General features: G+C 43.0%; 17 protein-coding genes. 7 read left to right on the top strand and 10 right to left on the bottom strand.

The features are described from left to right. Nucleotides 1-40 precede the first annotated feature (40 nt). Nucleotides 41-328, bottom strand: a complete 288-nt coding sequence (locus NO992_RS17390; protein ID WP_017216915.1) for a hypothetical protein — start codon at nt 326-328, stop codon at nt 41-43. Then, complete coding sequence (locus NO992_RS17385; RefSeq protein ID WP_349196017.1) at nt 325-972, bottom strand: HAD-IA family hydrolase; 648 nt, start codon at nt 970-972, stop codon at nt 325-327. The genes NO992_RS17390 and NO992_RS17385 overlap by 4 nt, the downstream gene beginning before the upstream one ends. 144 nt (nt 973-1,116) lie before the next feature. On the opposite strand from NO992_RS17385, the gene NO992_RS17380 reads away from it, so the two are divergent. Beyond that, nucleotides 1,117-1,872, top strand: a complete 756-nt coding sequence (locus NO992_RS17380; protein ID WP_371379317.1) for a DeoR/GlpR family DNA-binding transcription regulator — start codon at nt 1,117-1,119, stop codon at nt 1,870-1,872. Nucleotides 1,873-1,936: 64 nt separating this feature from the next. Here the strand turns inward: NO992_RS17380 and NO992_RS17375 are convergent, their stop codons facing one another. Then, nucleotides 1,937-2,428, bottom strand: a complete 492-nt coding sequence (locus NO992_RS17375) for a GNAT family N-acetyltransferase (RefSeq protein WP_010376116.1) — start codon at nt 2,426-2,428, stop codon at nt 1,937-1,939. A 508-nt stretch (nt 2,429-2,936) separates the two neighbouring features. Here NO992_RS17375 and NO992_RS17370 point away from each other — a divergent pair. Together NO992_RS17370 and NO992_RS17365 are read left to right on the top strand one after the other, a co-directional pair. Next, nucleotides 2,937-3,356, top strand: a complete 420-nt coding sequence (locus NO992_RS17370) for a nuclear transport factor 2 family protein (RefSeq protein WP_010376114.1) — start codon at nt 2,937-2,939, stop codon at nt 3,354-3,356. A 37-nt stretch (nt 3,357-3,393) separates the two neighbouring features. Beyond that, nucleotides 3,394-3,630: a helix-hairpin-helix domain-containing protein gene (locus tag NO992_RS17365; RefSeq protein WP_010376112.1), complete on the top strand. Its 237-nt coding sequence runs from the start codon at nt 3,394-3,396 to the stop codon at nt 3,628-3,630. Between the two features lie 74 nt (nt 3,631-3,704). Here NO992_RS17365 and NO992_RS17360 read toward each other — a convergent pair whose 3' ends face one another. After that, nucleotides 3,705-4,214 carry a hypothetical protein gene (locus NO992_RS17360; protein ID WP_371379313.1) on the bottom strand — a complete coding sequence of 170 codons (510 nt, stop codon included), beginning with the start codon at nt 4,212-4,214 and terminating at the stop codon, nt 3,705-3,707. A 213-nt stretch (nt 4,215-4,427) separates the two neighbouring features. Further along, on the bottom strand, nt 4,428-5,300 hold the full coding sequence (locus tag NO992_RS17355) for a LysR family transcriptional regulator (RefSeq protein ID WP_349196021.1): 873 nt from the start codon (nt 5,298-5,300) through the stop codon (nt 4,428-4,430). A gap of 95 nt (nt 5,301-5,395) precedes the next feature. Here NO992_RS17355 and NO992_RS17350 point away from each other — a divergent pair, with 95 nt between their 5' ends. Continuing rightward, nucleotides 5,396-6,769 (top strand): MATE family efflux transporter, encoded by a 1,374-nt coding sequence (locus tag NO992_RS17350; protein WP_371379309.1) that lies wholly within the window; start codon nt 5,396-5,398, stop codon nt 6,767-6,769. A 40-nt stretch (nt 6,770-6,809) separates the two neighbouring features. On the opposite strand, the gene NO992_RS17345 is transcribed toward NO992_RS17350, so the two are convergent. After that, the gene (locus NO992_RS17345; RefSeq protein WP_371379306.1) at nt 6,810-7,343 is read right to left on the bottom strand and encodes a dihydrofolate reductase family protein; all 534 of its coding nucleotides are present in this window, start codon (nt 7,341-7,343) and stop codon (nt 6,810-6,812) included. 86 nt (nt 7,344-7,429) lie between these two features. Here NO992_RS17345 and NO992_RS17340 point away from each other — a divergent pair, with 86 nt between their 5' ends. Beyond that, nucleotides 7,430-7,987 (top strand): TetR/AcrR family transcriptional regulator, encoded by a 558-nt coding sequence (locus NO992_RS17340; RefSeq protein WP_371379303.1) that lies wholly within the window; start codon nt 7,430-7,432, stop codon nt 7,985-7,987. Between the two features lie 59 nt (nt 7,988-8,046). On the opposite strand, the gene NO992_RS17335 is transcribed toward NO992_RS17340, so the two are convergent. Continuing rightward, on the bottom strand, nt 8,047-8,841 hold the full coding sequence (locus NO992_RS17335) for a helix-turn-helix domain-containing protein (protein WP_371379300.1): 795 nt from the start codon (nt 8,839-8,841) through the stop codon (nt 8,047-8,049). A 144-nt stretch (nt 8,842-8,985) separates the two neighbouring features. Between NO992_RS17335 and NO992_RS17330 the strand changes: the two genes are divergently transcribed. Next, on the top strand, nt 8,986-9,366 hold the full coding sequence (locus NO992_RS17330; RefSeq protein ID WP_010376098.1) for a DUF3224 domain-containing protein: 381 nt from the start codon (nt 8,986-8,988) through the stop codon (nt 9,364-9,366). Between the two features lie 19 nt (nt 9,367-9,385). On the opposite strand, the gene NO992_RS17325 is transcribed toward NO992_RS17330, so the two are convergent. The 3 genes from NO992_RS17325 to NO992_RS17315 form a co-directional block, all read right to left on the bottom strand. Next, nucleotides 9,386-10,003 carry an HAD family hydrolase gene (locus NO992_RS17325; RefSeq protein ID WP_010376096.1) on the bottom strand — a complete coding sequence of 206 codons (618 nt, stop codon included), beginning with the start codon at nt 10,001-10,003 and terminating at the stop codon, nt 9,386-9,388. A gap of 159 nt (nt 10,004-10,162) precedes the next feature. After that, complete coding sequence (locus NO992_RS17320) at nt 10,163-12,664, bottom strand: ABC transporter permease (protein WP_371379296.1); 2,502 nt, start codon at nt 12,662-12,664, stop codon at nt 10,163-10,165. Then, nucleotides 12,654-13,367 carry an ABC transporter ATP-binding protein gene (locus NO992_RS17315; protein WP_010376092.1) on the bottom strand — a complete coding sequence of 238 codons (714 nt, stop codon included), beginning with the start codon at nt 13,365-13,367 and terminating at the stop codon, nt 12,654-12,656. The genes NO992_RS17320 and NO992_RS17315 overlap by 11 nt, the downstream gene beginning before the upstream one ends. Here NO992_RS17315 and NO992_RS17310 point away from each other — a divergent pair. Then, a complete protein-coding gene (locus tag NO992_RS17310; RefSeq protein ID WP_017216929.1) occupies nt 13,366-13,986 on the top strand; it encodes an arylesterase in 621 nt (206 codons plus the stop codon). The two genes, NO992_RS17315 and NO992_RS17310, sit on opposite strands and share 2 nt — an antisense overlap. Nucleotides 13,987-14,047: the final 61 nt, after the last annotated feature.

Genomic DNA, 14,047 nt, shown 5'->3' with positions numbered 1-14,047 from the left:
TCTAAATAGGTTGGCAAAGCTGTTGAGCTTTGCCAACGACTCAATGCAAAATGGCAGTTAGTAAAATTAAGATCTGTAAAAGTAGGCAAAGTACATTAGTAACAATGATTGCTATTCGCTGAAATCTCAGCCCATACATCAGCCAAAAACTAAACACCAACACATACCCGATTAAAAACGTAAAGGACAAGTTGGTTGGGCCTTGACGCTCAAGTTCGCTAAGCAGCTGGCCGAATAATGCGATAAAACCGATACCGCCGAAGAATACACCGGCGAAATCCCAGTAGGTATCTTTCGTTTGATAAAAGCCTGTCAGCCATGTTTTCATTCGCTTACTTCCTCTGATAAGTAGATATCCTGATAGTGATTGATACGGGCAACAATATGGTCATGGTGAATAGTGCAAAAACGGTTAACTACGACTACGTCACAGCCAGCACTAAGTGCGGATCTTACCCCTTGATCTGAGTCTTCAAATGCAAGACATTTAGAGGTTGCCACTCCCAGCCGTTTGGCCGCCAATAAAAATGGCTCAGGGTGAGGCTTACCGTGCCCAACATCATCTGCGGTAATTAATATTTCAGGAATAGGTAAACCTGCTGTGGTGAGTCGTGCAACTGCATTGTGACGATTTGCAGAAGTTGCAACGGCCCATTTGCGTTGCTGTGTTTTTATTTCGCTTAATAACGATTTAGCTCCAGGAATGGCAGTTACGGTATGGGCAAGGTCGGCTTCTGCTTGTTCCAACAGCTCGACTTCATGCTGGCAATCTAAATGCGGAGTAAATTGTTCTATAAAGTCTTTGAAACGTGCACCTCTGCCCGTAGTTAATACCATTTCTAAATCGACATGATGTTTCTCACACCAAGGCGCGACGGCCTGTCGTACTGCAACTTCAGAATCAACAAGTGTACCATCCATATCGAATATCAATCCCTGATAATGGTTCAGGTTGAGTGAATTAAGTGCCATTTTTACTCCTTATGATAATATTTCATGCATAAACAGGCGTTGGTTGATATTAAATCGGCTTTATCATGCATTTATGTGCAAATAATACGCTTGTATCTCGATCTTTTTCAAGTAAAATTACGCAAAAAAATGCAGGAACATGCAATGCTATTGGCAGAACGTCATCAATTCATTCTCGATCAGCTTAATTTACAAGGGCGGATCACCTCTGTGTCCTTGGCGCAGACGCTTGATGTGAGCGAAGACACAATCCGTCGGGATTTAAACAAACTGGCTGAGCTTAAGCTCCTGCGGCGTGTTCATGGTGGCGCTTTAGCGCTGCAGGATAATACTCCTGACTATATCGAGCGTTTAGATAAGCCCGATACCAGTAAAATTCGTTATATTGAACCTGCTTTGGCGATGCTCGTGCCTGGACAAACGATAGTGATTGATTCTGGCGAGACGTGCCGTTATTTGGCTCAGCACTTACCTAAAAATATGCCGCTGACGGTAGTTACTGGTTGTCCACTGATCGCCAAAGAGCTGGCCTACCATTCATTAGTGGATGTGATTGTGTTAGGCGGCCCGATGTTTAAACCTGCAATGCGGGTGGTAGGCATGACGGCGATCGAAATGGTGAAACGGATCCGTTTTGATATTGTTTTTATGGGGATTTGCTCGTTCCATATTCACCACGGTTTTAGTGCAAGCTATATCGAAGAAGCGGAGATCCTCTCTGCGACTATTCGTCAAAGCGATCACACTGTGATTATGGGACCGAGTCATAAACTAGATAAAGTCGCTACTTATCAGATTGTTATAGCTAACGAAATTGACACAATTATTACCGATGAAGAAATTAATCCAAGCTTAAAAAAGCAGATTGAGTCGCTAGAGATAGCGCTGACTTTGGTCTAGGTTAATACGGAGCCACTTGATTGCTTGAGTAGCCTACTTACGGTTGTACTAAGCAACCGCTCATTTAAGGCTTTAATAAGGCAAAAATGTGATTGTTGTAGAAACGCTCATTTTTGAATATAGCGCGTTTTAACACCGCTTCTTGCTCAAAACCTGACTTCTCTAGTAGCTTCATTGATGCACGATTGTCGTCAAATACGGCGGCAAAGACCCGTTCAATACTGGTCGCGTTAAATACCTCTGAGGTAATGTGTAAAATGGCTTTATGAGTAATCCCTTTACGCCAATGGCTTTTTGCGAGCCAATAGCCTATTTCACCAGAGCGCTGATATTCAAACTCGCCAGGGGTAATACCTATACAGCCGATAAGCTGCTGACCATCGCAAATCGCTCGAACATAGCCGTGTTTACTGCCTTCATTTACCCACCACATAGCATCTTGCTCAGTGTAAGGTTGCGGAATTTTTGTTGATAAATACCGAACGACATCGGGATCGTTCAAAATCACGACCATGTTGTCAACATCATTGGCTTGGAACGGTCTTAGCTTGAACATTGAGCTCTCTTTCAATAAATTTAAACGTAAATTCATCAATAAGTTACCATTCCCTTTCGAGGTATACAATGCGTGCTTTGTGTTGAGAAAAGCAAGCTGGGGTTGATTGTCGTCATCGGATTTTATTTTGCGTATTCTGATTGCATTAAATAAGGTTAATTACTTTATGGACGAGGAATCTACAATGCTAACTTTAAACCTTGCACCGCAAATTCTTCCATTGAGATTACCTAACCTTAACTCGGGATAAGAAGTTAGTTAAGCTACTAAAATACCTAAGTTCAAAAGCGTAATATCACTCTAGCCAGAAGTTACTTCTTAATACAAGGTAAATTTGTGCGTCAATAGCGAGCCTATTACAAGCAAATTTAACGCAGTAGTAAGGGATAACAGCAGCTAGAGAACAAGTTGTTATCCCGAGTTCAGGCCTATATTGTTTTTACTTTTTTTGCCCTAATTAAGAGAGTGAGATAACAAATTAATTGCAAAGGATTAGGAAGAAAACACGATGGATAAAAATACCTTAATTGAATTGGTGACTGAGTACTTTAAAAAGATTGATGCTGGAGATTCAAGCTATTTAGACTTATTTCATGATGAAGTGATTTTCTTTTTTCCAAAGTTTGGTGACGCTGTTGGTAAGCAAGCATTACTTGAGTTTGGCGATAAAATTGGCAGCTCACTCAACAGTATTTGGCACGATATTGCGCATTTTAATTTCATTGTGTCTGGAAAAACTGTTGTTGTTGAAGGGCGCGAAGGCGGTGTGATGCGTAATGGTACGCACTGGCCTGATAATCAAATTTCATCTGGCCGTTTTTGTAGTGTGTTCGAATTCTCTGATAGCTTGATCACAAGAATGCATATTTATGTTGATCCAGACTTCTCAAGCCAAGATAGTGATAGAATTTCAATATTATCGCGCTAATGTTGAGCGTTTTGATAAATAAAAGGATAGCTGAATTATGGTTTTCTCTGAAAGTGAAAAAAACACCTTACTGGCCCTCAAAGGAGTCGGCCCTACGGTGATAAAGCGTTTTGAAGAAATCGGTATTTGCAGTTTGAGCGAGCTTGCAACTTATGAAGTTGAAGAAATTTCTGAGCGGGTCGCTTCAATGTTGCGAACAACCTGTTGGAAAAACAGCCCACAGGCCAAAGCTGCCATTCAAGCTGCAATCACAAAGGCGCGTGAGATGAACTAGCGTGTAAAGCCCCTTTACGGGGCTTACTTAAAGTAGTCTGGTAAACATATGATCTAGGCTTATTTGACGGCTTACTAAGCAACAGCTTCTACAAAGTTGATATCAAAGCGTCCGTCAGGATCTTCTACTTTGATAAGCTCGTTAAGCGGTTTATTTTTAAGCGCTTTATTCTCAGCAAAGATGTCTAGTAATAGTGGTTTTACTTCGTTTCCGCATAGTGCCTCGGCGAGCGCTTCATGAGATAGCTTGAACAACAGATCCATATTCTCGTCCTCATCTTCAACGAGTTCTATATCTTCCCAGCTCTCGAAAATGTCTCTCAGTTTACTGACTTCTGGACAATCATCTTCAAAGTCAGACAAGATGATAAACTCGTCTGAAGCAACGTTTTTATGCTGTTCGAAACGGCTTTCGGGCAGGCTGTAGATATTCCAGTTTACATCGTAATGCCAAAATTCAACAGATAACGACATATGAGAATAAATACTTTGATTTACATAAAACTTTAACTCGTTGATACGCTTTTTAATGAGCGTAATTAAAACGTTTTCGTAGGCTTCAATAAGCGTATTTTTATCAAACATAATGTATCCTAACTGCAGTCTTAAACAATAAAACTACGTGCTCCTAAATTGGTTCTCAGTATTAATTCCACTCTACTATGTAAATGTGAACTTTTGTTACTGGTGTTTGCTAAAAGGAAATTTATCCAAAACAGATCAATTTAACCATCAGTGTAGAAAAAATACCAGCCTATGCAGAGCCAGTATGGCTTTAATTTGACAGTATAGGTTTACTCAGAATAAGTTAGCTGTTTCGTTATAAAGCCACTGCACAATAGGGCCTTTACTTTGATCTCTGCGTTGCACTATGCCCATTTCGACGACTAGAGGATTAGGGATATGCTCTGTTGATAGCTCGAACAGTTCTCCCATATACCACGGTGTGTTGACAACATGTTCAGGTACTAATGCCCATCCAACGCCTCTAATGACTAAACCCATGATGTAATAGTAACTGTCAATGTGCCAGTGACTTGTGGATATGGCTTGTGACTGAGTATTACCAATGCGGTCGCGTATTACGAGCTGCCGATGTCGATTTAGTTCTTCAATGCTCGGGGCAGGATGTTGTGCCAGCGGGTGGTGAGGGGAGCAGATCAAGATCTGTTTAAAGCTGTTTATCGAAGTGAAATCTAGCGATTCTGGCAATGGTTTTTGGTGAAATAAAATGCCTATTTCTGCCCTTTTTGCGCTTACCCATTGTGCAATGTCGTCTTGAGAGCCATTAATAATGGCTAATTTTAATAACGGAAATTGCTGAGCTAATCGTTCAAACAAAGATTCAAATGCGATAATGGGCACTGCTTCATCCATGGCAACGATGAGAGACACCTCTTCGCCACTATTAAGAGAATTGGCTCTTGATTGCAGTCGCTGACACTGCATGAGCACCGCTTCGGCTTCTTTCAACAGATCGAGACCAGCTTGATTTAACACTGGCAGCCTGGCGGAGCGGTCAAAAAGTGCAAAGCCTAGATCGGCTTCCAGATTGGCAATTGCGGTGCTGACCCGAGATTGTGCCTTCCCCAAGTGTCTTGCTGCAGCTGAAAATGATCCCAACCTGACGGCGGTGACGAAGGCTTCAAGTTGATCGAGTGTCCAATGCATGATGATTTAACCTATCCGAATTTCGGATGGATACTAACTTTGACCAATCTCAATTACAAGGATAATAACGGCTTTTCATGTTTAAGGATTTCATTATGCTGTTAGATTCTGCGAACAAAGCACATGCTAAATACGCCAACGTTACCCGAACTTTTTGGCGTTATACCATCCCTGCCGTTGTCGCAATGATGGTCAATGGATTGTACCAAATCGTCGATGGTATTTTTATTGGTCACTACCTTGGTGCTCAGGGGTTGGCTGCTGTAAACCTTGCTTGGCCCATTATAGGGATCATTATTGGTTTTGGCGTTTTAATCGGGATGGGATCTGGCAGTTTGTTGTCGATTTATTGTGGCGCTGGCGACAATACAGGTGTGCAGCAGCTGATGAGCACCAGCTTTTGGCTCATCGCTATCTTGACTGTGGTTGCAATGACTGTCCTTATATTATTCGGACCGGGTTTGCTCGAGCTTCAAGGTGCATCGGGTGAGCTTTTACATTCCAGTTTGGCCTACTTACAGGTATTAAATTGGGGCGCTGGGGTTACCATTGCGGCAGGTGCGTTGCCGTTACTACTAAGAAACAACGGTAAGCCAGAAATGGCAACGGCTTTACTGATTGTAGGGGCGCTCAGCAATATAGTGCTCGATTATTTTATGATTGTGAAAATGCAATGGCAGCTGCCCGGTGCTGCACTTGCTACGCTGATTTCACAAGGAATAGTCGCACTTGCAGCGCTCTACTTTTTGCTCACACCTAGTGAAGCAAATAAACCCAAAGGTGCGTTTAATCAGCCTCTAGCTCTGGAAATACTAAAGCAAGGCGCAGCAGGACTGGTGATGTTTTTGTATTTTGGCTTTATCGTTGCGTTACATAACAAGCAGTTGCTGATATTTGCCAGTGAAGTTGAGGTGGCGGCCTTCGCTGTGGTTGGTTACCTTGGCGTTATTTACTATTTTATCGCAGAAGGCGTAGCGAATGGTGTCCAGCCGCCTATCAGTTATTATTATGGAGCAAGCCTTTACCAGCGCATTCTCACTATGTTTAAGCTGGCGCTCAAAGTGAGCTTGGGTGTTGGTGTGATGATGGTAACTATGTTTTATCTGTTTCCGACGGATGTACTTGGGCTCTTCAGTGAGGATTTGGCTTTGCTCAACGCGGCCGAGCGTGGTTTGCAGCTGCATCTATCCACGTTATTCTTGGATGGCTTTATATTTCTTACCTCAATGTACTTTGTTGCGGTAGGCAAAGGCGGTAAAGCGTTGGCTATTTCGCTTGGAAACATGTTGGTGCAATTGCCGTTTTTATATTTATTGCCCTTCTGGTTTGGTGTTGATGGGGTGTGGCTTGCGGTACCTATCTCAAACATCACGTTAACCGTTATTATCATCCCTCTGCTTTGGCGTGACTTATGTCAGTTAAAGCATGCAGATATGGAAGCTACGTCAGGTGATAAGCAGTGCGCTTAGTTGCATACTGTAGGCGCTTATTTTAAGCGCCTTCTTAGGGTTATCTTTGGCGTACGTAGTAATTTTTTACCACGCAATCTAAGTATCTCACAGCATTCACATGTTTGAATTTAAGCGGTTCGTTTAATTTTCCGAATAAAGGTGTTCCACCACCTAAAATAGTTGGAATGGTCGTGATAATTAGCTCATCAATGAGATCTTGTTGAAGAAAGCTTTGTATGGTTTTTCCGCCATCAATGTAAAGGTTTTTAAAGCCCTGCTGAGCCAGTTGTTCGACGATATCTGTCAGTTCACCTCGCACAAGCGATACCTTATCTGAAAAAACTTTTGGTACCTCTTTAAGCGTATTACTTAATACAAAAACAGGTTTATTATATGGCCATTCGCAATCAAACCCTTGGATTGTCTCAAAGGTATTACGTCCCATGATGATGGCATCTACGCGGGCCATAAAATCGGCGAACCCCAAGTCTGAACCTTCAGGGTTGGGTAAATCGTGTAGCCAGTCTAAGCAGTTGTTTTTATCGGCGATAAAGCCGTCTAGGCTTGCCCCGATATAGACGATGTTTGCCATTTTATACTCCAATTGAACCCTAAACCATTTCAAGATAAAATAAATTCTACAGTGTAGAATTTATTTTATCTTAGCGAGAGTAAACAATGAGTGTCAAGGATAAGAAGCGTGGCCGACCGTTAGCGGAAGGTGAAGCACTAAGTCAGGAGCGGATCATACAAGCAGCCAAATTGCAGATGAAGGAAAGTAGAAAAGTACCTAGTATTCGAGCGTTGGCGAGCAGCCTAAATGTCGATGCGATGGCAATTTATCACTACTTTAAAAACAAACAGGCTTTGCTCGAAGCTTTGACCTGCTCTTTAGTCGATGAAATATATGAACCTAGCTGCGATGAAAAGTGGCAAACAGAACTACAACAGCTCAGTGCAAGTTATTTACAGCTACTCGACGACTATCCAGGGTTGTTAACTGTGCTGCTGTCAATGGACTCAGTAGGTCCAGCTCAGGTATTTCAAACTCGATTTGAAGAAGTGACTCAAACGCTTGAATTACAAGAAAAGGCACAACAAGATGCGATTTGCTTACTGGTTGATTATTTACATGGTTTTGCACTTGCTATGGAGTGTAACCCAGATAGAGAAGCGTTTAATGTCTCGATGACAAGCGGTGCAATTGCACTAATTTGTAAAGCGATTGAGGCTTAAGTGTCATTGCGTTGTGGCGTTGTAAAGGGGCATTACAACACATAGAGGCGAAGTACCTGTTAGGGGCGTTTGAGATAACGATTGGGAGTGGTGCCTATTATTTCTTTAAAATCTCTAATAAGATGTGACTGATCGGTATAGTCCAACTGAGCCACAATGTCTGCCATTGTAGTCGCATCAGATTCAAGCAGTGCAAGCGCTTGGTGTAGACGATACTTTCGAATTAGCCATTTGGGACTAAAACCGATGTAGTGTTGGCAGAGCCTTTGTATTTTTCGTATTGGCATGTTGCACTGTTCGGCCAGTTGCTCAACCGTAAAAATATCGCTGTGATCTTGCAAAGTGTTGAGAATACCTTCAGCCATAGCTGTACCTGTGCTTAAGGGGAGTGTAAACGGCATTAAAAATTGTGATAGCACTTTTACCCGCTCTGCATCATCACTTGCCGCCGTTAATGAAGAAATAAGCGAACTCGATGGCACATCGCAAAGATGCTCCAAAGAAAAGGTTTTATCGACACATGCCAAAGGGGTGATATCAAATTGCTCTACTAGGGCACCTACCCTAAATTTAACTCCCAAGATCTGCCCTTTTCCATGCATTGTGTAATCGTATACTTTGCTTACAGGACCAATAATTTTTATTTCATCGGTACTTAGTAGTAAATGAAAGTTGGGATCTGGTAAGTTTCGTTGTGTATGGGTTTTATTATCCGGCAAACACCAGTCGACAAACCAAAACTGCTCGACAAGACCTTTTAACTCTGTGCATGGGAAATACCGTCTAAGCTGGTAGTTTGGAGCGCTTTGTTGTTGGTGGAGTACACCGTTGATTGGGCTAAGGTTAGATTTCATCGCTGCCTTGTTATGGATAGAGCTCATTGTTTGTTGTCGCGTTTTTACAATACCAATTTTAAATTGCGTGCTAGATTTAAAACAAGCTGCATGAAACTGCAGAGCAAGGTCAAACTCTTCTACTATAAAATTAAGGGAAATGCGATGCAACTAACAGGTGTGTACGAAATTATCAATTGGCAAGAAACCACAGAAAAACAATTTGATGATGGTGCTAAACTCTCCAAAGCCGTGGTGAGCCTCAGTTATGACGGCGAAATTGAAGGCAGTAGCGAAGTTTATTATCAGCTTCACTATACCGAAGAAGGAGATGTTGAATTTAATGGCTTTGAAGCAGTAATCGGGTGCTTTTCTGGGCAACAAGGCAAAGTTGTATTGATGCACGACGGTCGTTTTAAGCATGGTAAAGCACATAGTAATTTTACGGTGGTACAGAGCGATGTTGACGCGATTGCGGTGGGTGACAAAGGGTCATTTGAGTCGACTGAGGGAAAAAAGGCAAACTATCAAATAACACATAACTGATAGCTTCAATGTTATTGCGCTAGGCTAAGTAGCGGTGTCTTCTCATGTCTAGCGTGTACAGCGCATCAACTAACTCAGCAAAGTGACTAATGACGACATCTGCTTGCTCTGCGTAGTGAGGTTTGTCATTGGGGGCAAACAAGCATGATGGCATATTGGCGTTATGTGCCGCCTCTATATCGTAGAGGTAATCGCCAACATAAACACATTGATAAGGTGGCACTTGCCAGGTCTGAGCAACTTGCAGCAGTGCGGCTGGGTCTGGTTTGGCTGGCGCGTCGTCCCTCGTTAAAATCAATGGGATTGGCAATCCCGCTGTTTTAAGCTTCAATCGCGCCGCTTTTGCAAAGTTTCTGGTCACAACGGCAAGCGGGACACCCATTCTCGAAAGGTGCGCAATAGACTCCTTAACCCCAGGAATAACTTCACAGTGCTGTGCGTCACATAGTTCATGTTGGTGGACGATGTTCATGGCCTCTTCACGCATATAAGGTGAAGGCAATCCACTGATAAAACTGAGTAAGTCTTGCCCTACCGGACAGCCAATTTGTGCCCGAATAAGTGAGAAATCGAGTTCAGATGTCACTAGTGTGCCATCTAGGTCAAAAATGATGCCTTTAACCGGTATCCTATCCATTTTTAATATCCTTTGGTTTCGCATATGTACTGCGTAGCCCTACTTAAAGGTAGGTACGTAATTGAAGTTTGTAAAGATCAAGACGATGGAGTTTTGCTTTTGCGAGATGAGTGGCTCACTGATGGTAACGGTGAGCCACTTTTTAGGCTTTTCGAAGTTTTATGCGAGTTTGCGTAGTAGTCCTTGTGTATTTTGTTTCATGGTATTCGCCACCATAAAGTAACCAATTACAGCGACGAACGTTGCGCCAGTTGCAGGCCCTAATAGCCAAATATAGGGGTGCAAGCGGCCATCCACATCGAATGTTTGGACTTGGATCACAAACAGTGCAATGTCACTGACCACGGCAGCTACCAGCCCTGCTAATCCGCCAAGTAATAAAAACTCATAAAGCGTGGCGAGTTTTATCAAACGACCTTTGGCACCGAGAGTGCGTAAGATAACGATTTCTTGCATACGTTCGGCAAGGCTTGCCTGAACCTGAGAAATGAGCACCAAAGAACCGCTGATAAGCACGATACTAAGTACAAAGCTAATCGCCAGTGAGACTTGAGAAATCATCGACTGCGCCTGTTTGAGCTGGCTTTGAATGTCGATCATACTAATTGTTGGATACGCTTTCAAAAACTGGCTAATAACCTTAGTGTCTGCTATTTCAAGCTTGGCGGCAGTAAAGTAAGTCACTGGGAATTGGCCGGCGATTTTATCGTTAAATATCATCACAAAGTTAGGTTTCAGCGAGCCCCAATTGACACTACGTAAACTCGTTACTTTGGCTTCAATTGTTTGGCTATTGATTAGGAAGCTAAGCGTGTCCCCCACTTTTATCCCTACCCGCTCGGCGAGCCCTTGAGCGACGGAAACTTGAAGCGCATCAGAGTCGTCAAACCATTCGCCATCGACTACTTCATTGCCCGCTGGCAATTCATCTAGCCAGGTAAGGTTGAGCTCTCGCCCTACCCCTTCTCGTGCATCTTCGTCTTTTTCTTCACCTTCTTGTAGTGAGACCCTGCGCGCAAACTCTTCGCCATTTAGCGCATTGACACGGCCCAAAAAGACGGGGTAAAAATGTTCATGTTTGATGCCACTTTCATCGAGTTTGCTTTGCATTGGCTGAATTTCTTGTTCCATGATATTGATAAAAAACGCATTAGGTGCGTCTTCTGGAACTTGCATCTGCCAATCTGAGATCATGTCATTTTTCAGTACCACTAAAAACAACATTAATTTGATAGCCAGAGCAAAGCTAATAAGCTGTACCGCATTTGCATTAGCACGTTTTTGCAGTGTGGCAATGGCAAGAGACCAACTTGAGCCAGGGCTCAACCCCAGTTTTCTGCCCGCTGAAAATAATAGTCTTGAGATCACGTATAGCACGGCCATGAGTAGCAAGGTTGCGCCGAATAAAATCGCGGTGATCTTAATATCGCGACTAAATAGCCACATTAATCCAAAAATAGTTAATACCGAGAGCGCCATATGAATTCGACTAATCGCGATGGTGTCTCCGAGGTTACGTCTTAGGACGCGCAGCGGCGGGATATCAAATAAATCTAATAGTGGTTTCAATGAAAACATCATTGCACACACTACACCTACAGCAATACTCAACAGCCAAGGCCTGAAGCCTGCTTCAGGCAGGGCTGTATCCATAAAGTTAATCAGGTAAGCGGCCCCAATACTTTGCAGCCCGTAACCGATAGCAAGACCGACTACAACGGAAAAAAAGGTCACTAAAGAAAGGTGTAAAAGATAAATACGGCGGATGGTTTTGCGACTACCACCGAGAGTTTTCATCATGGCGACAGGATCATATTGGCGCTCACAATAGCGCTTTGCAGAAACCGCCATCGCTACGGCAGCGAGCATGATACCGAACAATCCAGCAAGGAGTAAAAAGCTCTCCGAACGAGCTAAGTTTTCACCTAAAGGTGATTGCCTGTCTTTTATTCCCTGCCAAGATTGGTTGCTCTTGAGTTGCGGCTTGAGCCAAGTGTAGTACTCTCCCAGCTGCTGCTCTGTGCCCGAAAATAGTAGGCGATAAAATACTCGGCTTCCGGGTTGAATGGCTTTCGTCACCGCAATATCATCATAATTAATAAGGACGCGTTTGTTCCCCGCCAGCGAGAAGAAAGGGGCATCAGGCTCGCTAATAAGCACCTTACTCACGGTAAACTGCCCTGCCCCTATTTCTACCATGTCGCCAATGTTAAGACTAAGGGAATAAAACAAGCCTTCGCTGAGCCATACATTGCCCTTTTTTGGGGCGGCTTGAACTTGGTAATTCTCGCCATTAAGGCTATCTCTTAAAGTAAGTTTACCTCTAAGTGGATAGGTTTCTGTCACCGCTTTTAGCGCGCCAAGAATTAACTCATCGTTGGCAAATAACATCGAGTCAAAATACACTTGCTTGGCGGTATTTAAGCCAAACTCTCGTGCTGTGGTCAGTACTCGGTCGTCGAAATCATGGTTGCTCGAAAGCCGCCTGTCAGCAGCGATAAAATCTGCGGATTTTTGTTCTAGATTCAAACGGATCCGCTCGGTAATGGAAGACAAGCTAAATACAGTCAATACTGCAAGCGCAATTGCAGCTAGGATGATGGTGAGCTCGCCTCGTCTAAATTCCCTAGAGAATAAAGTAAGTGCTAACTTAAACCACATTGACAGCCGCTCCTTGTTTTATTACTTCTAGTTTTCCAGCTTCAATATGAATGATGCGATCACACTGTTGAGCGAGTTGCTCATCATGGGTAACAAGCACCAAAGTGGTGCCATTTTCCTTGTTTAGGTCAAACAGCAAACGCTCGATAAGATGGCCGTTCTTACTGTCTAAATTGGCTGATGGTTCATCGGCGAATAAAATTTTGGGTTTGCCAACAAAGGCTCTGGCTATAGCCACTCGCTGCTGCTCACCACCCGAAAGTTGTGAGGGATAGTGAGTTAGTCGATGAGACAAGCCAACTTTTTCTAATAACTCTGTCGCTTGATTTTTTGCACCTTTGTCCCCAGCTAATTCAGCAGGAAGCATCACATTTTCAAGCGCCGTTAAGCTTTGTACTAACATAAATGACTGAAATACGAAGCCGACTTTTTCTGCTCGCAACTGAGCTCGAGCTTCTTCATCCATTTTTTGTAATGATTCGCCATCTAAATGAACTTCTCCTTTGGATGCGATATCTAAGCCGGCAAGCAAACTAAGTAAGGTTGACTTACCAGAGCCTGAAGCACCAACGATAGCCACGGACTCACCTGACTTGACAGTGAAATCGATATCACTAAGGATAGTGAGATTACCTTCGACGGTAGAGACCTGTTTAGTAAGGCCTTTTACTTGGATCATATTTAACTGAGAAAGCACTGACATGAAGTACTATTTCCTAAAGTTGTTGTTCATACTTGTTGTTGTAATGGCGCCGTTAAGCGCAAATGCCAAGCAAAAACTCATGATAGTTGGTGATAGCTTAAGCGCCGCTTATGGCCTGAAACAAGATGATGGTTGGGTTAAATTGTTACAAAATAAATACGAAACAGAACAAAATCCGATCGAAATTATCAATGTTAGCGTTAGCGGTCAAACAACAGGTAATGCTGTGGCAAAAATAAATCAGCAATTGAAAACGATTTCGCCTACTCATGTATTAATCGAATTGGGCGGTAATGATGGCTTACGTGGCTTCCCTGTTAAAAGGTTAAAGGCAAATCTCACACAACTGGTGCAATCTAGTCAACAAGCTGGCGCCAACGTTGCCGTAATGGAAATACAAATACCTCCTAACTTAGGTCCGCGTTATACCAGTATGTTTACTGAGAGCTACCAACAAGTGACAGAGCAAACCGGTAGCTATCTAATGCCCTACTTTATGTTAGAAGTGGCGGACAAACCGGAGTTAATGCAAAACGATAACTTACACCCAAACAAAGAAGCACAACCTCTAATCCGCGACTTTATGTATAAAGAAATCAATCAATGGTTGGCAAAGTAAGCATACTAAGCACGAAAAAACCCGCTAAGAGCGCGGGTTTGGGTGTGTTTTAGTTTGAAAC

The sequence above is a fragment of the Pseudoalteromonas sp. DY56-GL79 genome (assembly GCF_041414765.1).
GTDB lineage: Bacteria > Pseudomonadota > Gammaproteobacteria > Enterobacterales > Alteromonadaceae > Pseudoalteromonas > Pseudoalteromonas piscicida.
This window is presented reverse-complemented; position numbering and strand designations above follow the sequence as displayed.